The organism is Pseudomonas sp. TH43 (genome assembly GCF_016650635.1).
GTDB lineage: Bacteria > Pseudomonadota > Gammaproteobacteria > Pseudomonadales > Pseudomonadaceae > Aquipseudomonas.
Genome location: NZ_JAEKFI010000004.1, coordinates 1,031,045 through 1,048,573, shown reverse-complemented (window position 1 = coordinate 1,048,573; position 17,529 = coordinate 1,031,045). Strand labels below are relative to the sequence as shown.

Below are 17,529 nucleotides of genomic sequence, written 5' to 3'. Positions count from 1 at the left end.
CTTTGCTGGCGTTGAACAAAAAATAGCCAACATTCAGTGACTTGCGCACAAACGGCGGGGATCACGCTGTGGATAACCTTGGGAAGGAACGATGCAGGCCACGAGAACCGTGGCCTGCGAAGTTTTGTGCGTTTTTTGATCAGCTGCGCCGGCGCAAACTTATCCACGCATCGACGCTGTACACCGCCAGGCCGGCCCAGATAAACATGAAGGCCACCAGCGTGCTGGATGCCAAGTGCTCACCAAACAACAGCACGGCTTGTAGCAGCACCAGGGTGGGCGCGAGGTATTGCAGGAAACCGATGGTGGTGTAGGGCAGGTGACGGGTGGCCGCGTTGAAGCACACCAGCGGCACCAGCGTCACCGGGCCGGCCGCGATCAGCCACCAGGCTTGGGAGGTGGTCCAGAACTCGGGCTGAGCACTGGTCGCGGTCTGATTGAACAGCAGCCAGGCAAAGGCAATCGGCACCAGCATCCAGGTTTCCACCACCAGCCCCGGCAACGCTTTGACAGGTGCCTGTTTACGGATCAATCCGTAAAAGCCGAAAGTCAGCGCCAGCACCAGCGACACCCACGGCAGGCTGCCGACTTGCCAGACCTGCTGCGCAACCCCGACGGCCGCCAAACCGACCGCGACCCACTGCATACGGCGCAAACGTTCGCCAAGAATCAGCATCCCCAGCAGCACGTTCACCAGCGGATTGATGTAGTAACCGAGGCTTGCTTCCAGCATGCGGCCGTTGTTCACCGACCACACGTAGGTCAGCCAGTTGGCCGCAATCAATGTGCCGCTCAGCGCCAGAATCGCCAGGCGTTTTGGGTTGTCGAGCAATTCGCGCAGCCAGCCCGGATGCTTCCAGACCATCAGCAACAGTGCGCCGAACAGCGCCGACCACAACACCCGATGGATGATGATCTCGACCGCAGGCACTTCGGCGATGGCTTTGAAGTAGATCGGGAACAGGCCCCAGATGATGTAGGCAGTGAGACCCAGAATGTACCCGCGACGCGGGTTGGCGGCTTGCATGCAGAATCCTTGCTTAGGCAGCTAACAAAGGAGGGGATTGTAAGGAGGTTTGTCAGCGAATGCCGCAGCTGTTTGGTCAGGAAAGTGTTAACGAGAGATTGAGCCTCCACTAGGGAGGCTCATTAAGACCGATCAGAAATTGTCCGGCGTTCGTGCTTTCTCCCGCGCATGTTCGCGGCTGATCAATCCCTTGGTGACCAGATCCTTCAGGCACATATCGAGGGTCTGCATGCCCAGCGAGCCGCCGGTCTGAATCGCCGAATACATCTGCGCCACCTTGTCCTCGCGGATCAGATTACGGATCGCCGAGGTGCCGAGCATGATTTCGTGTGCTGCGACTCGGCCACCGCCGATCTTTTTGATCAGCGTCTGCGAGACCACCGCCAGCAACGATTCCGAGAGCATCGAACGGACCATCGATTTTTCATCACCAGGAAATACGTCGACCACCCGGTCGATGGTTTTCGCCGCCGAAGTGGTGTGCAGCGTGCCGAACACCAAATGCCCGGTCTCGGCGGCGGTCAGTGCCAGGCGAATGGTTTCCAGGTCACGCATCTCACCCACCAGAATCACGTCCGGGTCCTCGCGCAGCGCCGAACGCAGCGCGGTGGCGAAACTGCGGGTATCGCGGTGGACTTCACGCTGATTGATCAGGCATTTGCGCGATTCGTGCACGAATTCGATCGGATCTTCAATGGTCAGGATGTGGTGATGGCGATGGCTGTTGAGGTAGTCGATCATCGCCGCCAGTGTGGTCGACTTGCCGGAGCCGGTCGGCCCGGTAACCAGCACCAGCCCGCGCGGCGCGTCGGTGATCTTGCGGAAAACGTCGCCCATGGCGAGGTCTTCCATGCTCAGCACTTTTGACGGAATGGTCCGAAACACTGCCCCGGCGCCACGGTTCTGGTTAAAGGCATTGACCCGGAAACGGGCGACACCGGGGACTTCGAAAGAAAAGTCGGTTTCCAGATGTTTCTCGAAGTCGACCCGCTGGGTGTCGTTCATGATGTCGTAGATCAGTTCGTGCACTTGCTTGTGATCCAGCGGCGGCAGATTGATCCGCCGTACATCGCCATCGACGCGGATCATCGGCGGCAGACCGGCCGACAGATGCAGGTCGGAAGCGCCTTGTTTGGCGCTGAAGGCCAGCAGTTCAGTGATATCCATAGCGTTCCCCAATTCCAGTAGAATGCCGCGAACCTTCAGACCGCCGGCGCCTCTTGATGTCCACGATAGCAGACAACATTTTCCACGTTGGTTCGCGCATCCAGACCGCGACCCAAGCCGCACACCGTCCTGAAAACAGCGTCCAGTTGCTCGCCGTGAGCAAGACCAAACCCGCCGAGGCCCTGCGCGAAGCCTATGCCGCCGGTTTGCGCAACTTTGGCGAGAACTACTTGCAGGAAGCCTTGGGCAAACAGCTCGAACTGGCTGACCTGCCCTTGATCTGGCACTTCATCGGCCCCATTCAATCGAACAAGACTCGTGCCATTGCCGAGCATTTTGAATGGGTGCATTCCGTGGATCGCCTGAAAATCGCCCAACGTCTGTCCGAACAGCGCCCGGCCGAGCTGCCGCCGCTGAACATCTGCATTCAGGTCAACGTCAGCGGTGAGGCGAGTAAATCCGGTTGTACGCCGGCCGACCTGCCAGCGCTGGCCGCCGCGATCAGCGCACTGCCGCGCCTGAAACTGCGCGGATTGATGGCGATTCCCGAGCCGACCGACGATCGTGCCGAGCAGGATGCCGCTTTTGCTGCTGTGCAGCGTTTGCAGGCGAGCCTCGATCTGCCGCTCGACACTCTTTCCATGGGCATGAGCCACGACCTTGAGTCGGCCATTGCCCAAGGCGCCACCTGGGTGCGTATCGGTACGGCCCTGTTTGGTGCGCGCGACTATTCCCAATCTTGAACGTTTCCAGATAAGGACCACACATGAGCAACACACGTATTGCGTTTATCGGTGCGGGCAACATGGCAGCCAGTTTGATCGGCGGCCTGCGCGCCAAAGGTCTGGAAGCTGCACACATCCGTGCCAGCGATCCGGGCGAAGAAACCCGCGCCAAGGTCAGTGCTGAGCACGGCATCGAAACGTTTGCCGACAACGCTCAGGCCATCGACGGCGTCGACGTGGTCGTGCTGGCGGTCAAGCCACAAGCCATGAAAGCCGTGTGCGAAGCGATTCGCCCGAGCCTGAAGCCGAATCAACTGGTGGTGTCGATCGCCGCCGGCATCACCTGCGCAAGCATGACGGCCTGGCTCGGCGAGCAGCCAATCGTGCGCTGCATGCCGAACACGCCGGCGCTGCTGCGCCAAGGCGTCAGCGGCTTGTACGCGACCCACGAAGTGACCGCCGAACAGCGTCAGCAAGCCGAAGAGTTGCTGTCCGCCGTTGGTATCGCCCTGTGGCTGAACGAAGAGCAGCAACTGGACGCGGTCACTGCCGTGTCGGGTTCCGGCCCGGCGTACTTCTTCCTGCTGATCGAGGCCATGACCGCTGCTGGCGTCAAACTCGGCCTGCCCAAAGACATTGCTGAACAGCTGACCCTGCAGACCGCCCTCGGCGCCGCGCATATGGCAGTTTCCAGTGACGTCGATGCCGCCGAACTGCGTCGCCGCGTGACCTCGCCAAATGGCACCACGGAAGCCGCAATCAAATCATTCCAGGCCAATGGCTTCGAAGCCCTGGTCGAAACCGCACTCGGCGCCGCCGCGCACCGCTCGGCCGAAATGGCCGAACAACTGGGCAAATAAGGAGCCTTACATGATTGGATTGAACACCGCAGCGGTTTACGTGCTGCAAACCCTCGGCAGTCTGTACCTGCTGATTGTGCTGCTGCGCTTCGTCCTGCAGTTGGTGCGGGCGAACTTCTACAACCCGTTGTGCCAGTTTGTGGTGAAGGCGACACAACCGCTGCTCAAGCCACTGCGTCGGATCATCCCGAGCATGTTCGGCCTCGACATGTCGTCGCTGGTGTTGGCGATTCTGGTGCAACTGGCGTTGATGGCGCTGACCCTGCTGCTGACTTACGGCACCACTGGTAATCCGCTGCAACTGTTTATCTGGTCGCTGATCGGCGTGACCGCGCTGTTCCTGAAGATTTTCTTCTTCGCCCTGATCATCAGCGTGATCCTCTCGTGGGTCGCACCGGGCAGCCACAATCCGGGCGCTGAGCTGGTCAATCAGATCTGCGAACCGGCGCTGGCGCCGTTCCGCAAGTTTCTGCCGAACCTCGGTGGGCTGGACTTGTCGCCGATCTTCGCGTTTCTGGCGTTGAAGCTGATCGACATGCTGGTGATCAACAACCTCGCGGCGATGACGATGATGCCGGAAATCCTACGCTTGCTGATGTGAGCTGGTTCCGATGGGACGGTGACGACTTGATCCTCGAGTGTCACCTGCAGCCGGCAGCCCGTAGCGATGACTTCGTCGGGCTGCACGGTGATCGCTTGAAGATTCGCCTCACCGCGCCGCCGGTCGAGGGCAAGGCCAATGCTTATCTGATGGGCTTTCTGGCCAAAGCGTTTGGGGTGTCCAAGAGCCAGGTCAGTTTGCTCAGTGGCGAATTGAACCGGCAGAAGCGCGTGAAGATCTGCTCGCCGAAGAAGTTGCCGGATTTGCCTGATCTGGTGCGCCCCTGATCGAGCAGTGCAGCACTTGTGGCGAGGGGATTTATCCCCGCTCGGCTGCGCAGCAGTCGTAAAACCCGCCAACCCCATTTGGCTGGTAGAACGCAGGGGGCGGCTTCGCCACCCAGCGGGGATAAATCCCCTCGCCACAGGGGGCGCGTTCAATGAATGAATCAGGCCCGATCGTTGCTTGCCGCTAACCCCCCCGGTCTTTAGACTTACGCCTCATTTCAACGAGAGCAGGGTCGATGCCAACTGCCTTTCCCCCCGATTCTGTTGGTCTGGTGACGCCGCAAACGGCGCACTTCAGCGAACCGCTGGCCTTGGCCTGTGGCCGTTCGCTGCCCGCCTATGACCTGATCTACGAAACCTACGGCACACTCAACGCACAGGCGAGCAACGCCGTGCTGATCTGCCACGCCTTGTCCGGGCACCACCACGCCGCTGGCTATCACAGCGCCGACGACCGCAAACCCGGTTGGTGGGACAGCTGCATCGGCCCCGGCAAACCGATCGACACCAACAAGTTCTTCGTGGTCAGCCTGAACAACCTTGGCGGCTGCAACGGCTCCACCGGCCCAAGCAGCATCAACCCGGAGACCGGCAAGCCGTTTGGCGCCGACTTCCCGGTGCTGACCGTGGAAGACTGGGTCCACAGCCAGGCGCGCCTCGCTGACCTGCTCGGCATCGGCCAGTGGGCAGCGGTCATCGGCGGCAGCCTCGGCGGCATGCAGGCGTTGCAATGGACCATCACTTATCCGGATCGCGTACGTCACTGCCTGGCCATCGCTTCGGCACCCAAGTTGTCGGCGCAGAACATCGCCTTCAACGAAGTGGCGCGTCAGGCGATCCTCACCGACCCGGAATTCCACGGCGGTTCGTTCCAGGAAGCGGGCGTGATCCCCAAGCGTGGCTTGATGCTGGCGCGCATGGTCGGGCACATCACCTACCTGTCCGACGACTCCATGGGCGAGAAATTCGGCCGTGGCCTGAAGAGCGAAAAGCTCAACTATGACTTTCACAGTGTCGAGTTCCAGGTCGAAAGTTACCTGCGTTATCAGGGCGAAGAGTTCTCCGGACGCTTCGACGCCAACACCTATCTGTTGATGACCAAGGCGCTGGATTACTTCGATCCGGCGGCGAACTTCGACGATAACCTGGCGAAAACCTTCGAGAACGCCACGGCCAAGTTCTGCGTGATGTCGTTCACCACTGACTGGCGCTTCTCCCCGGCCCGTTCGCGTGAGCTGGTCGATGCATTGATGGCGGCGCGCAAAGACGTCAGCTATCTGGAAATCGACGCACCGCAGGGCCACGACGCCTTCCTGATTCCGATCCCGCGCTACTTGCAGGCGTTCGGCAATTACATGAACCGCATCACGTTGTGAGAAAGCCATGAGAGCTGATCTGGAAATCATCCAGGAATGGATCCCCGCCGGCAGCCGCGTCCTCGACCTCGGTTGTGGTGACGGCGAGCTGCTGACCTGGCTGCGTGACCACAAGAACGTTACAGGTTATGGCCTGGAAAACGACGCCGACAACATCGCCGAGTGCGTGGCCAAGGGCATCAACGTCATCGAGCAGGATCTGGACAAGGGGCTGGGCAACTTCGCCAGCAACAGTTTCGACATCGTCGTCATGACCCAGGCCCTGCAAGCCGTGCATTACCCGGACAAGATCCTCGATGAAATGCTCCGGGTCGGCCGTCAGTGCATCATCACCTTCCCGAATTTCGGCCACTGGCGCTGCCGCTGGTACCTGGCGAGCAAGGGCCGCATGCCGGTTTCCGAGTTCCTGCCGTACACCTGGTACAACACGCCGAACATTCACTTCTGCACTTTCGAAGATTTTGAAGAGCTTTGTCGCGAACGTGACGCGAAGGTCATTGATCGGCTTGCCGTGGATCAACAGCACCGCCACGGGTGGGCCAGTAAGCTATGGCCTAATCTGTTAGGTGAGATTGGGATCTACCGCGTCAGCAGCCCAGTGCTTGCCGATCACAAAGTCGCGGTCTGAGCCACGACATTTCGAGGAGAACGATCATGGGTCGTTTAGCGTTGTTGTTATTGACTGCCTGCCTGAGCGCCGGCGCGCTGGCGGCGGACGTCATCAAGGGCGAGCGTCAGGAAACCTTTGGCGACGTGACGGTGCACTACAACACTTTCAACTCGACGTACCTGCAACCGGACATCGCCAAAGCGGCGGAGCTGATTCGCAGCAAGAACCAAGGCGTGATCAATGTCTCGGTGGTCAAGGACGGCAAACCGCTGATCGCCAACGTCACCGGCACGGTCAAAGACCTGACCAGCCAAAGTGTGCCGTTGAATTTCCGCCAGATCACCGAACAGGGCGCGGTGTACTACATCGCCCAATACCCGGTTGACCAGCAGGAAACCCGCACCTTTGAAATCAAGGTGCAGAACGGCGACAAGATCAACACCATCAATTTCAACCAAGAACTCTTTCCCGGCGAATGATGAACCTCAAGCAACTCGTACTGGCCAGCCATAACGCCGGCAAACTCAAAGAACTTCAGGCCATGCTCGGCGAATCGGTGCAACTGCGCTCGATTGGCGAGTGGAGCAAGGTCGAGCCGGAAGAAACCGGTCTGTCGTTCGTCGAGAACGCGATCCTCAAGGCGCGCAACGCCGCGCGTATTTCCGGATTGCCGGCGCTGGCCGATGATTCCGGGCTGGCGGTGGATTTTCTCGGCGGTGCGCCGGGTATCTACTCGGCGCGTTATGCCGATGGCAAAGGCGATGCGGCAAACAACGCCAAACTGCTCGACGCCTTGAAGGATGTCCCGGAAGCCGAACGCGGCGCGCAGTTCGTGTGTGTGCTGGCGCTGGTGCGTCACGCCGATGATCCGTTGCCGATCCTCTGCGAAGGCCTGTGGCACGGAAGGATTCTGACCGCTGCCAGTGGCGAACACGGTTTCGGTTATGACCCGCTGTTCTGGGTGCCGGAGCGGAACGTGTCGAGCGCCGAACTGAGCCCGGCCGACAAGAACCAGATCAGCCACCGCGCCCGTGCAATGGATCTGCTGCGCCAGCGTCTGGGCTTGAAATGACCGGTGATTCTTCTGCGTCGTCGCTGATCATCGGCGGCGGTGCTGCTTCGCCTCGGGCGCCGCTGCCAACGCTGCCGCCCTTGTCGTTGTACATCCACATCCCGTGGTGTGTGCGCAAATGCCCGTATTGCGATTTCAACTCGCACACTGCCAGCCCGGTGCTGCCGGAGCAGGAATACGTCGACGCGTTACTGGCCGATCTCGATCAGGATCTGCACGCTGTTTACGGTCGTGAAATCACCTCGATCTTCTTTGGTGGCGGCACGCCGAGCCTGTTCAGCGCTGAAGCGCTTGGGCGTTTGCTGGAAGGCGTCGAGCAACGTATTCCGTTTGCGCACGACATCGAAATCACTCTGGAAGCCAACCCCGGCACCTTCGAACAAGAGAAGTTTGTCGCGTATCGCCAGTTGGGGATCAATCGGCTGTCGATCGGCATTCAGAGTTTCCAGCAGGAAAAACTCAAGGCCCTCGGCCGGATTCACAACGGTGACGAAGCGGTGCGCGCGGCGGGTATGGCGCGGCAGGCCGGGTTCGATAACTTCAACCTCGACTTGATGCACGGCTTGCCGGATCAGTCGCTGGACGATGCCTTGAGCGATCTGCGCCAGGCCATCGAGCTGAAGCCGACGCACATTTCCTGGTATCAACTGACGCTGGAACCGAACACGGTGTTCTGGAACCAGCCACCCGTGTTGCCGGAAGACGACACGCTGTGGGACATCCAGGAAGCCGGACAGGCGTTGTTGGCCGAGCACGGTTACGCGCAATACGAAGTCTCGGCTTATGCACAGGCCGGGCGGCCGGCGCGGCATAACCTCAATTACTGGAGCTTTGGCGACTTCATCGGCATCGGCGCTGGCGCCCACGGCAAGCTCAGCCACCCGGACGGACGTATCGTGCGTACCTGGAAGACGCGTCTGCCGAAGGACTACCTCAACCCGGCGAAAAGCTTTCAGGCCGGAGAGAAATCGCTGACCAACGACGAGTTGCCGTTCGACTTTCTGATGAACGCGCTGCGGCTGACCGATGGTGTGGAATCGCGCCTGTATCCGGAACGCACTGGCCTGTCGCTGTACAGCCTCGCAGAAGCCCGCTCGGACGCCGAACAAAGCGGTCTGTTGCAGGTCGAACCGTCACGTCTGGCGGCGACCGAGCGCGGACAACTGTTCCTCAACGATTTGCTGCAGAAATTTCTGAGCTGAGCCCAACGCCCAACGGCTGCCCTAAGGAAAAACGCATGGATTTGATACTCGACCTGCTCGCCACCGTCTCCCGCTGGAGCCGCAGCAATCTCTCGGAAATCGCCCTGGCGCTGGTCGGTTGCCTGCTGGTGCTGTTCGGTGCCGACTTCAAAGGCTGGGTCGAGCAGCGCCTGGGCAGCATCGCCGGCGCCCTGCGCGTGCCGCTGATGGCGTTGTTGTGCCTGATCGGCAGCGGCGCTGCGCTGATCTACGCCACACCGTGGGTGATCAAAGGCCTGAGCCAGTTCAACAACTACAGCCTGGCGCCAGTGCTGCTGGTGGTGGTCGTGCTCATCGGCGTGGTCGCCGATCGTCGCTAACACCACAAATCTGTAGGAGCAAAGCTTGCTCGCGAAGGCAGCGTTTCAGTCAACGTTGATGTTGAATGAATGGACGCTTTCGCGAGCAAGCTCGGCTCCTACAGGGAGTGTTGCGTGATGCTCAGGACTGTTTTTCGAACTTCAGATCCCAGACGCCATGGCCAAGACGTTCGCCGCGGCGTTCGAACTTGGTGATCGGGCGTTCGGCCGGGCGCGGTACGCACTTGCCGTCTTCGGCGAGGTTGCGATAGCGCGGAGCGACGTTCATCACTTCCAGCATGTATTCGGCGTACGGTTCCCAGTCGGTGGCCATGTGCAGAATGCCGCCGACCTTCAACTTGCTGCGCACCAGTTCAGCGAACGACGCCTGAACGATACGACGCTTGTGGTGACGGCTTTTGTGCCACGGATCCGGGAAGAACAGCATCAGGCGATCGAGGCTGTTGTCGGCGATGCAGCGGTTGAGCACTTCGATCGCGTCGCAATCGTAGACCCGCAGGTTGGTCAGGCCCTGAGTCAGCACGCCATTGAGCAGCGCGCCAACACCCGGACGGTGAACTTCCACGCCGATGAAGTCCTGATCCGGCGCGGCGGCGGCCATTTCCAGCAGCGAGTGGCCCATGCCGAAACCGATCTCCAGCGAGCGCGGTGCCGAACGGCCAAACACCTGATCGTAATCCACCGGCGCGTCGGCCAGCGGCAACACGAACAGCGGCGTGCCTTGATCCAGACCTTTTTGCTGGCCTTCGGTCATGCGCCCGGCGCGCATCACGAAACTCTTGATGCGGCGGTGTTGGCGCTCGTCGCCTTCTTCCGTCTGGATAGGCGTGTCGTTCGATTCAGTCATCAATGGCTCTTACTTGATCAGACCATCCAGCGGCGAAGAGGCGCTGGCATAGAGTTTTTTCGGCATACGACCAGCGAGGTAGGCCAGACGGCCTGCGACGATCGCATGTTGCATGGCTTGCGCCATCATCACCGGTTGCCCTGCGTGGGCGATGGCCGAGTTCATCAGCACCGCATCGCAGCCCAGTTCCATGGCGATGGTTGCATCGGACGCAGTACCGACACCGGCATCGACCAACACAGGGATTTTCGCTTCTTCGAGGATGATCTGCAGGTTGTACGGGTTGCAGATGCCCAGACCGGAACCGATCAGACCGGCCAGCGGCATCACCGCGATGCAGCCGATCTCTGCCAGTTGGCGGGCGATGATCGGGTCATCGCTGGTGTAGACCATCACGTCGAAACCTTCTTTGACCAGCGTTTCGGCGGCCTTGAGGGTTTCGATGACGTTAGGGAACAGGGTCTTCTGGTCAGCCAGGACTTCCAGCTTCACCAGGTTGTGGCCGTCGAGCAGCTCGCGGGCCAGGCGGCAGGTGCGCACGGCTTCGATGGCGTCGTAGCAACCGGCGGTGTTCGGCAGGAAGGTGTAACGCTCCGGCGACAGCACGTCGAGCAGGTTCGGCTCGCCTTCGATCTGGCCAAGGTTGGTACGGCGCACGGCGAAGGTGACAATCTCGGCGCCCGAGGCTTCGATGGCCTGGCGGGTCTCTTCCATGTCACGGTACTTGCCGGTACCGACCAGCAAACGCGACTGGTAAGTACGACCGGCCAGCACAAAAGGCTTGTCGCTACGAACGATGCTCATGGGGAATCCTCTTTAGGAGTGAGGGTCTTGCAGAATTCTGTGCCCTTGCGGGCCGGGTGGCTAGCCGCCGCCGATGGCGTGCACGACTTCGACATTGTCGCCGTCGTTGAGCGTGGTCTCGGCATGCTGGCTGCGCGGGACGATATCCAGATTGAGTTCAACTGCCACCCGGCGTCCGGTCAGTTCCAGACGGGTGATCAGGGCCGCAACGGTTTCACCGTCGGGCAGTTCAAGGGATTCGCCGTTCAACTGAATGCGCATGCGCAACGCCGCCATCATTTTTAGGGGCTGGCATTCTAGCCCGATCAGACTGGGTGACCCAAGCCATTCGTCTTGAAAGGCGCTGCCCCGGTGAAATGGCCTGGGCTCTGTAGGAGCTGCCGAAGGCTGCGATCTTTTGATGTCGTTTTTGAAGATCAAAAGATCGCAGCCTGCGGCAGCTCCTACAGGGAGCGGTTTGCGATCAGATCAGGTCGGAGGGCAGGTCAGGTCAGGTCAGGTCAGGTCAGGCGCCACGCGGCGAGGCCCAGGCACAGCCAGCCGATCAGGAAGGCCAGGCCGCCGAACGGGGTGATGATGCCGAGCTTGCTGATGCCGGTGGTGGTCAGCACGTACAGGCTGCCGGAGAACAGCAGAATGCCGACGGTGAAGGAAACGCCGGCCCAAGCGACCAGTCGGCCTTGAATCTGCGTGGCCAGCAGCGCAACGCCGAACAGCGCCAGCGTGTGCACCAATTGATAGGTGACGCCGGTGTGGAAAATGGCCAGATACTCCGGCGTCAGGCGATTTTTCAGGCCGTGGGCGGCGAATGCGCCCAGCGCTACACCGGTAAAACCAAAGAAAGCGGCCAGCAGCAGAAAGCCACGCAACATGAAGAACTCCAGTCAGACTCGGTCGGCAGGGTCTGTATAATGGCCCGCTCCACGGGTTCGGCCAAGCCATCTCTATGCTGCGTACTATTTTCCGTCGTCTCACGAAGGCCCTGCTCTGGTTCGCGGGCGGCAGCATCGTGCTGGTGCTGATCTTTCGTTTCGTGCCGCCGCCGGGCACAGCGCTGATGGTCGAGCGCAAGGTCGAGTCCTGGGTCGACGGCGAGCCGATTGATCTGCAGCGCACCTGGAAGCCTTGGGACGAGATCTCCGATGATCTCAAAGTCGCCGTCATGGCCGGTGAAGATCAGAAATTCCCGGAGCACTGGGGTTTTGATTTCAGCGCGATCCAGGCCGCACTGGCGCACAACGAACTCGGCGGTTCGATTCGCGGCGCCAGTACGTTGAGCCAGCAAGTGTCGAAAAACCTGTTTCTGTGGGCGGGGCGCAGCTACCTGCGCAAAGGCCTCGAAGCCTGGTTCACGGCGCTGATCGAAGTGTTCTGGCCCAAACAGCGGATTCTTGAGGTGTACCTCAACAGCGTCGAATGGGATGACGGCGTGTTCGGCGCCGAAGCCGCCGCCCGCCATCACTTCGGCGTGAGTGCCAAGTCGTTGTCCCGCCAGCAGGCGAGTTATCTGGCGGCGGTGTTGCCGAATCCGCGCGTGTGGAGCGCCAGCCACCCGACCGCTTATGTGTCGCGCCGCGCTGGCTGGATTCGTCAGCAGATGAGCCAGTTGGGTGGCGACAGCTATCTGCTCGGTCTCAACGATTCGCGCCGTGCTCCGTGGGCCGATTGAGCGAACTGATCCTTTCCTGCGTCAGAACAACTTCAGCGGTTCTTCGTTAAGCGCTGACAGTTGTTCGCGCAACGCCAACACCTGATCGCCCCAATAACGCTCGGTGCCGAACCACGGGAAACTGTGGGGGAACGCCGGGTCGTCCCAGCGTCGTGCCAGCCAGGCGCTGTAGTGCATCAGGCGCAAGGCGCGCAGCGGCTCGATCAGCGCCAGTTCGCGCGGGTCGAAATCGTGGAATTCGTTATAGCCGTCCATCAATTCCGATAACTGCCCGAGGCATTCCTGGCGGTCGCCGGCGAGCATCATCCAGATGTCCTGCACGGCCGGGCCCATGCGGCAGTCGTCGAGGTCGACGATGTGGAACATCTCGTCGCGGCACATCATGTTGCCGGGGTGGCAATCGCCGTGCATGCGGATGTTCTGGTGCGGCGTGGCGGCGTAAACGTCTTCGACCCGTTTGAGCAGATCGCGGGCGACTGACTCGTACGCGGGCAGCAGGCTTTTCGGGATGAAGTTGCCTTCGAGCAAGGTGTTCAGCGAGGCATGGCCGAAGTTCTGTACGGCGAGGGCTTCGCGGTGTTCGAACGGCTTGGTCGCGCCCACCGCGTGAATACGGCCGAGCAACTGGCCGAGACGATACAACTGATCAAGGTTGCCGGGCTCCGGCGCCCGGCCACCACGGCGTGGAAACAGGGTGAAGCGGAAACCGGCGTGTTCATGCAGGGTTTCGCCGTTGTGGATCAGCGGCGCAACCACCGGGATCTCGACGTCAGCCAGTTCGAAAGTGAATTTGTGTTCTTCAAGGATCGCTTCATTTGTCCAGCGCTGTGGGCGATAGAACTTGGCGATCAGCGGTTCGGAGTCTTCGATGCCGACCTGGTAGACGCGGTTCTCGTAGCTGTTGAGCGCCAGAATGCGCGCATCGCTAAGGAACCCGATGCTTTCAACGGCATCGAGGACGAGGTCGGGGGTGAGGGTTTCAAACGGGTGGGCCATGCTGACTCCTGCGCGCAGCAGGCTGCCGCGTCCGGCCCAGCATGGTAGCGCAGATGGCAGGCCCTTAGGGGGTTGGTGTCTGGGCTGACGCTATCGCGGGCAAGCCTTGCTCCTGCAGATCAGGCGCAAGACCTGTAGGAGCAAGGCTTGCCCGCGATGGCATTGACTCAGGCGCCGACGATCCCGCCGTCTTCACGGGTAATCGCCATCACCGAGGATCGTGGCTTGCCATTCGGCAAATGCTCGGGGAACGTCGAACCGCCGTTCTCCCCCGGATGCTGAATCCCGACAAACAACGTCTTCTGATCCGGCGAGAAGCTGATCCCGGTCACCTCACAACCAATCGGCCCGACCATGAACCGGCGAATCTCTCCGGTCTTGGGATCGGCGCAGAGCATTTGGTTATTGCCCATCCCGGCAAAGTCGCCGGCATTGCTCGAATCGCCGTCGGTGAGAATCCACAAACGCCCAGCCTTGTCGAAACCCAAACCGTCCGGGCTGTTGAACATGTTTTGCGGGGTGATGTTCTTCGAGCCGCCCTTCGGCGTCCCGGCATGCACGCCCGGATTGCCGGCGACCACAAACAGATCCCAGGCAAACGTCTTGGACGCGTGATCGTCGCGGTCAGTGCGCCAGCGCAGGATCTGCCCGTAAACGTTCTTCTCGCGCGGGTTCGGCCCGCCCACCGGTTGGCCATCCTCGCCGCGTTTGGCGTTGTTGGTCAGGGTGCAATAAACCTGGCCGTCTTTCGGACTGACAACGATCCACTCCGGGCGGTCCATGCGTGTTGCGCCAACGACGCTGGCAGCCAGGCGCGCATGGATCAGCACTTCGGCCTGATCGGCAAAACCGCTGCTGGCGTCGATGCCGTTCTTGCCGTGGGTCAGTTCGATCCACTGGCCCTGGCCTTTCGGGTGATCGGGGTTGCTGTCGCCGTTGTCGAACTTCGCCACGTACAGCGTGCCGTGATCGAGGATGTCGCGGTTGGCCTTGGCGTTGCGGTGATTGATGCGGTCGCGGCTGACGAATTTGTAGATGAACTCGCCACGCTCATCGTCGCCCATGTACACCACGGCGCGGCCGTCATCGCTCTCGGCCAGTGCGGCGTTTTCATGTTTGAAGCGACCCAGCGCGGTACGTTTGACCGGGGTCGATTGCGGATCGAACGGATCGATCTCGACCACCCAGCCGTGACGGTTGAGTTCGTTGGGGTTTTTCGCCATGTCGAAGCGCGGGTCGTAAGGGTGCCAGTTGATTTCGCGGCTGGCAGCCGAGACGCCATAGCGCTTCTGCGCCGGGTCGAACTGCTGCTGGGCGTTACTGCTGCCGAAGCAGTCGGTGAAGTTTTCTTCGCAGGTCAGATAGGTGCCCCACGGCGTCTTGCCGTTGGCGCAGTTCTGGAAGGTGCCGAGGACTTTCTTGCCGTGTTTGTCGGCAGCGGTCTTCATCAAGTCATGGCCGGCTGCCGGGCCGCTGATGCGCAACGGCGAGTTGCCGTGGATGCGACGGTTGTAGCGCGAACCCTGGACGAACTGCCACTGACCGTTCTTGCGCTGCACTTCAATCACCGACACGCCTTCGCAGGCCAGCGCCTTGCGCACGTCTTCGGCCGATTGCGGCATGCCGCCGTGCGGATAGAGGTAGCGGTAATTGGTGTATTCGTTGTTGATCGCCATCAACGCGCGGTTTCGGTCGTCGGGGAAGGCGAACAGGCTCATGCCGTCGTTGTTGTCGCCGAACTGCACTTCCTGTGCGGCGGCAGTGCCGTTACCACTTGGGTCGAACGACGGGCCATTCTTTTGCAGCGGCTGGCCCCAACTGATCAGCACCGAAGATTTGTAGCCTTTGGGCAGGGTGATGACGTCGGTGGTCGCGGCCGGAATACTCTCGAAGCCGAGCAAACGGCTGTTGCCGGCACTGATGCCGGTAGCCAGCGCGCTACGGCTTAACAGACTGCCGCCGAGGAACATCGCTGCGCCGCACAGCGCGCCGGCGCCGATGAAACCGCGACGGCTGAGGCCGACCATTTTTTCCAGATCAGTCGATTGGTTTTCTTCTAATAGGCTCACATCAGGCTCCCTGCTTGGTTTTGGCAGACACCTTAATGAGCGACGATGACGCTTTCGTTGCAGGGCTTGATCAGAGCGGCGTGCCGATCAGCACATTGGAGGGCGAAAACTGCACCTGCACTGGTTTATCGACAGTCAGACCGCGAGTGCGCAGGTCCAGCGGTTCGGCCAGAGCGCAGAGCGTGTGGCCGTTGGGCAGGGAAATGCGGACTTCGCTGGGGCCGTCTTCGGCGTCGAGAATGGCTTCTATGCTGCCATTGAGAAGATTGTGTCCAGACGTTGCAGGCTGATCACTGGCGAGCAGTTCGAGCCAGCCGGCCTTGATCAGCGCTACCACTTCAGTGCCGGTTTGCAGTTCCAGATGCACTGTGCTGTCGTGGGTGATCTGCGCGTCAAGGTGCAAACCTTCGGCCAGCTCAAGGCGAATCAGGTCATTGCGGCCCTGACTTTCAATCGCCACGACTTTGCCGTGCAACTGGTTGCGCGCGCTGGTTCTGAGCATCAAGCGACCGAGCAGGTCGAGGTCGCTGGCGTCTTCCGCCGCTTCCAGCACCTGCGCCTGCAAGGCTTGCAGCTTTTGATAGAGGCGCAACACCCGTTCGCCTTCGCTGGACAGTTTTGCGCCGCCACCGCCCTTGCCGCCGACGGCGCGTTCAACCAACGGTTTTTGCGCGAGGTTGTTCAACTCATCGATGGCATCCCACGCCGCTTTGTAGCTCAGGCCGGCGCTTTTTGCGGCGCGGGTGATCGAGCCCTGTTCGGCGATGTGTTGCAGCAGAGCGATACGCTGCGGACGGCGGACGATGTGCTGGGACAACAGGGAAGGCATGGACATGAATGGGTGCTTTTTCTGTGGCGGTGGACAGTGAAGTTGGCTGCTCGCGACGCGAGAGTCAAGCCGAACACCGCCCCTTGTAGAGCAGAGCTTGCTCGCGAAGACTCGCAGGAGCAAAGCTTGCGCGCGATAGCGGTCTCGCAGCCGCTGGAGAGGTATCGCCAATGCTGATGTCTTTGCGGGCAAGCCTTGCTCCTACGGGCACGGGTCAGGTTGCTCCCGGTTTTGGCGTGCGGGCCAGGCAATAGACGTCGACGCGCGCCGCGCCAGCGTTTATCAATAGCCGGGCAAGCGCCTGGGCGGTGGCCCCCGTGGTCAGCACGTCGTCGACCAGAGCGAAACTCCGGCCCTTCACCACAGCATCTGGCGTCAGGGCAAAGGCCTGAAGCAAATTGCGTTTACGGGCCTTGGCATCAAGGCCCTGCTGGGCGCTGGTATCTTGGGTTCGCAACAAGAGGTTTTCCTCGCTGGGCATTTCGAGCGTCTGGCTTAACCACCGCGCGAGCATCGCAGCCTGATTGAAACCGCGCTGACGCAAACGTTTTGTCGTCATTGGCACGGGCAGCAGGGCATCGGGCCTTGGCAAACCTTCATCGAAGCGATGTTGCAGGTATTGTCCGAGAACGTCGGCGAGCAAGTGGCCAAACGGCCATTTTGCGTTGTGTTTAAAACGCGTAATCAAACTGTCGACCGGGAAGCCATACCGCCACGGCACGGCGACCTGTTCGAAGGTCGGCGGCTCTAGCAGGCACTCGCCACAGGTCAGCCCCGCTGCGGCCAGCGGCAATGCGCAGGTGATGCACTGATCACCTAGCCATGGCAGTTCGGTTTCACAGGCCACGCAGATTGGCATTTCTGCGTCTGCCGGTTCATCACACAGCAAGCAGTTCTGTACGTTTTTTAAACAGATGTAAACCGACCCTTCGTATCGTGGTTGACAGCGCATGACACTTCCTTAAATATGCCGAACATCCGTGTAGCGCCTGTGGGTATTCCGTTTCCCCAGTCGCCAGCCAAGCATAA

At 60.6% G+C, this 17,529-nt stretch carries 21 protein-coding genes; 11 read left to right on the top strand and 10 right to left on the bottom strand.

Annotated elements, in window-relative coordinates; all coding sequences use genetic code 11:
• Nucleotides 1–139: 139 nt before the first annotated feature.
• A complete protein-coding gene (gene rarD / locus JFT81_RS21180; protein ID WP_201228831.1) occupies nt 140–1,027 on the bottom strand; it encodes an EamA family transporter RarD in 888 nt (295 codons plus the stop codon).
• 132 nt (nt 1,028–1,159) lie between these two features.
• Nucleotides 1,160–2,194 (bottom strand): type IV pilus twitching motility protein PilT, encoded by a 1,035-nt coding sequence (locus JFT81_RS21175; protein WP_201228828.1) that lies wholly within the window; start codon nt 2,192–2,194, stop codon nt 1,160–1,162.
• Nucleotides 2,195–2,250: 56 nt separating this feature from the next.
• On the opposite strand from JFT81_RS21175, the gene JFT81_RS21170 reads away from it, so the two are divergent.
• The 10 genes from JFT81_RS21170 to JFT81_RS21125 all read left to right on the top strand — a co-directional run bounded on the left by JFT81_RS21170 (nt 2,251) and on the right by JFT81_RS21125 (nt 9,286).
• A complete protein-coding gene (locus tag JFT81_RS21170; RefSeq protein WP_201228826.1) occupies nt 2,251–2,937 on the top strand; it encodes a YggS family pyridoxal phosphate-dependent enzyme in 687 nt (228 codons plus the stop codon).
• A 23-nt stretch (nt 2,938–2,960) separates the two neighbouring features.
• Nucleotides 2,961–3,779: a pyrroline-5-carboxylate reductase gene (proC, locus tag JFT81_RS21165; RefSeq protein WP_201228824.1), complete on the top strand. Its 819-nt coding sequence runs from the start codon at nt 2,961–2,963 to the stop codon at nt 3,777–3,779.
• 10 nt (nt 3,780–3,789) lie between these two features.
• On the top strand, nt 3,790–4,380 hold the full coding sequence (locus JFT81_RS21160; RefSeq protein WP_201228822.1) for a YggT family protein: 591 nt from the start codon (nt 3,790–3,792) through the stop codon (nt 4,378–4,380).
• Entirely contained in the window at nt 4,377–4,667 is a 291-nt protein-coding gene (locus JFT81_RS21155) for a DUF167 domain-containing protein (protein ID WP_201228821.1), read from the top strand. The genes JFT81_RS21160 and JFT81_RS21155 overlap by 4 nt, the downstream gene beginning before the upstream one ends.
• Before the next feature lie 236 nt (nt 4,668–4,903).
• Nucleotides 4,904–6,043, top strand: coding sequence for a homoserine O-acetyltransferase (locus JFT81_RS21150; RefSeq protein ID WP_201228819.1), 1,140 nt, complete (start codon nt 4,904–4,906; stop codon nt 6,041–6,043).
• Between the two features lie 7 nt (nt 6,044–6,050).
• A complete protein-coding gene (metW, locus tag JFT81_RS21145) occupies nt 6,051–6,671 on the top strand; it encodes a methionine biosynthesis protein MetW (protein ID WP_201228816.1) in 621 nt (206 codons plus the stop codon).
• Between the two features lie 26 nt (nt 6,672–6,697).
• Nucleotides 6,698–7,132: a DUF4426 domain-containing protein gene (locus tag JFT81_RS21140; RefSeq protein WP_201228814.1), complete on the top strand. Its 435-nt coding sequence runs from the start codon at nt 6,698–6,700 to the stop codon at nt 7,130–7,132.
• On the top strand, nt 7,129–7,725 hold the full coding sequence (gene rdgB / locus JFT81_RS21135; protein WP_201147631.1) for an RdgB/HAM1 family non-canonical purine NTP pyrophosphatase: 597 nt from the start codon (nt 7,129–7,131) through the stop codon (nt 7,723–7,725). The genes JFT81_RS21140 and rdgB overlap by 4 nt, the downstream gene beginning before the upstream one ends.
• Nucleotides 7,722–8,927 carry a radical SAM family heme chaperone HemW gene (gene hemW / locus JFT81_RS21130; protein ID WP_242485638.1) on the top strand — a complete coding sequence of 402 codons (1,206 nt, stop codon included), beginning with the start codon at nt 7,722–7,724 and terminating at the stop codon, nt 8,925–8,927. The genes rdgB and hemW overlap by 4 nt, the downstream gene beginning before the upstream one ends.
• A 35-nt stretch (nt 8,928–8,962) precedes the next feature.
• On the top strand, nt 8,963–9,286 hold the full coding sequence (locus JFT81_RS21125) for a DUF3392 domain-containing protein (protein WP_201228812.1): 324 nt from the start codon (nt 8,963–8,965) through the stop codon (nt 9,284–9,286).
• A gap of 121 nt (nt 9,287–9,407) precedes the next feature.
• On the opposite strand, the gene trmB is transcribed toward JFT81_RS21125, so the two are convergent.
• From trmB to JFT81_RS21105, 4 genes are all read right to left on the bottom strand, one after another.
• Entirely contained in the window at nt 9,408–10,133 is a 726-nt protein-coding gene (trmB, locus tag JFT81_RS21120) for a tRNA (guanosine(46)-N7)-methyltransferase TrmB (protein ID WP_201228810.1), read from the bottom strand.
• A gap of 9 nt (nt 10,134–10,142) precedes the next feature.
• A complete protein-coding gene (locus tag JFT81_RS21115; protein ID WP_201228808.1) occupies nt 10,143–10,937 on the bottom strand; it encodes a thiazole synthase in 795 nt (264 codons plus the stop codon).
• 60 nt (nt 10,938–10,997) lie between these two features.
• Entirely contained in the window at nt 10,998–11,198 is a 201-nt protein-coding gene (gene thiS, locus JFT81_RS21110; protein ID WP_201147634.1) for a sulfur carrier protein ThiS, read from the bottom strand.
• Between the two features lie 239 nt (nt 11,199–11,437).
• Nucleotides 11,438–11,809: a DUF423 domain-containing protein gene (locus JFT81_RS21105; protein WP_201228806.1), complete on the bottom strand. Its 372-nt coding sequence runs from the start codon at nt 11,807–11,809 to the stop codon at nt 11,438–11,440.
• 74 nt (nt 11,810–11,883) lie between these two features.
• Between JFT81_RS21105 and mtgA the strand changes: the two genes are divergently transcribed.
• Entirely contained in the window at nt 11,884–12,606 is a 723-nt protein-coding gene (mtgA, locus tag JFT81_RS21100) for a monofunctional biosynthetic peptidoglycan transglycosylase (protein WP_201228804.1), read from the top strand.
• 21 nt (nt 12,607–12,627) lie between these two features.
• On the opposite strand, the gene JFT81_RS21095 is transcribed toward mtgA, so the two are convergent.
• From JFT81_RS21095 to JFT81_RS21080, 4 genes are all read right to left on the bottom strand, one after another.
• Nucleotides 12,628–13,602, bottom strand: coding sequence for a serine/threonine protein kinase (locus tag JFT81_RS21095; RefSeq protein ID WP_201228802.1), 975 nt, complete (start codon nt 13,600–13,602; stop codon nt 12,628–12,630).
• A gap of 167 nt (nt 13,603–13,769) precedes the next feature.
• A complete protein-coding gene (locus JFT81_RS21090; RefSeq protein ID WP_201228798.1) occupies nt 13,770–15,671 on the bottom strand; it encodes a PhoX family phosphatase in 1,902 nt (633 codons plus the stop codon).
• Between the two features lie 70 nt (nt 15,672–15,741).
• Nucleotides 15,742–16,506 carry a TOBE domain-containing protein gene (locus tag JFT81_RS21085; protein ID WP_201228796.1) on the bottom strand — a complete coding sequence of 255 codons (765 nt, stop codon included), beginning with the start codon at nt 16,504–16,506 and terminating at the stop codon, nt 15,742–15,744.
• Between the two features lie 208 nt (nt 16,507–16,714).
• Nucleotides 16,715–17,452, bottom strand: coding sequence for a ComF family protein (locus tag JFT81_RS21080; RefSeq protein WP_201228794.1), 738 nt, complete (start codon nt 17,450–17,452; stop codon nt 16,715–16,717).
• Nucleotides 17,453–17,529 lie beyond the last annotated feature (77 nt).

Coding starts and splice junctions, on each gene's coding strand:
- rarD (WP_201228831.1), bottom strand. CDS start 1,027: ATGCAAGCCGCCAACCCGCGTCGCGGGTACATTCTGGGTCTCACTGCC.
- JFT81_RS21175 (WP_201228828.1), bottom strand. CDS start 2,194: ATGGATATCACTGAACTGCTGGCCTTCAGCGCCAAACAAGGCGCTTCC.
- JFT81_RS21170 (WP_201228826.1), top strand. CDS start 2,251: ATGTCCACGATAGCAGACAACATTTTCCACGTTGGTTCGCGCATCCAG.
- proC (WP_201228824.1), top strand. CDS start 2,961: ATGAGCAACACACGTATTGCGTTTATCGGTGCGGGCAACATGGCAGCC.
- JFT81_RS21160 (WP_201228822.1), top strand. CDS start 3,790: ATGATTGGATTGAACACCGCAGCGGTTTACGTGCTGCAAACCCTCGGC.
- JFT81_RS21150 (WP_201228819.1), top strand. CDS start 4,904: ATGCCAACTGCCTTTCCCCCCGATTCTGTTGGTCTGGTGACGCCGCAA.
- metW (WP_201228816.1), top strand. CDS start 6,051: ATGAGAGCTGATCTGGAAATCATCCAGGAATGGATCCCCGCCGGCAGC.
- JFT81_RS21140 (WP_201228814.1), top strand. CDS start 6,698: ATGGGTCGTTTAGCGTTGTTGTTATTGACTGCCTGCCTGAGCGCCGGC.
- rdgB (WP_201147631.1), top strand. CDS start 7,129: ATGATGAACCTCAAGCAACTCGTACTGGCCAGCCATAACGCCGGCAAA.
- hemW (WP_242485638.1), top strand. CDS start 7,722: ATGACCGGTGATTCTTCTGCGTCGTCGCTGATCATCGGCGGCGGTGCT.
- JFT81_RS21125 (WP_201228812.1), top strand. CDS start 8,963: ATGGATTTGATACTCGACCTGCTCGCCACCGTCTCCCGCTGGAGCCGC.
- trmB (WP_201228810.1), bottom strand. CDS start 10,133: ATGACTGAATCGAACGACACGCCTATCCAGACGGAAGAAGGCGACGAG.
- JFT81_RS21115 (WP_201228808.1), bottom strand. CDS start 10,937: ATGAGCATCGTTCGTAGCGACAAGCCTTTTGTGCTGGCCGGTCGTACT.
- thiS (WP_201147634.1), bottom strand. CDS start 11,198: ATGCGCATTCAGTTGAACGGCGAATCCCTTGAACTGCCCGACGGTGAA.
- JFT81_RS21105 (WP_201228806.1), bottom strand. CDS start 11,809: ATGTTGCGTGGCTTTCTGCTGCTGGCCGCTTTCTTTGGTTTTACCGGT.
- mtgA (WP_201228804.1), top strand. CDS start 11,884: ATGCTGCGTACTATTTTCCGTCGTCTCACGAAGGCCCTGCTCTGGTTC.
- JFT81_RS21095 (WP_201228802.1), bottom strand. CDS start 13,602: ATGGCCCACCCGTTTGAAACCCTCACCCCCGACCTCGTCCTCGATGCC.
- JFT81_RS21085 (WP_201228796.1), bottom strand. CDS start 16,506: ATGTCCATGCCTTCCCTGTTGTCCCAGCACATCGTCCGCCGTCCGCAG.
- JFT81_RS21080 (WP_201228794.1), bottom strand. CDS start 17,452: ATGCGCTGTCAACCACGATACGAAGGGTCGGTTTACATCTGTTTAAAA.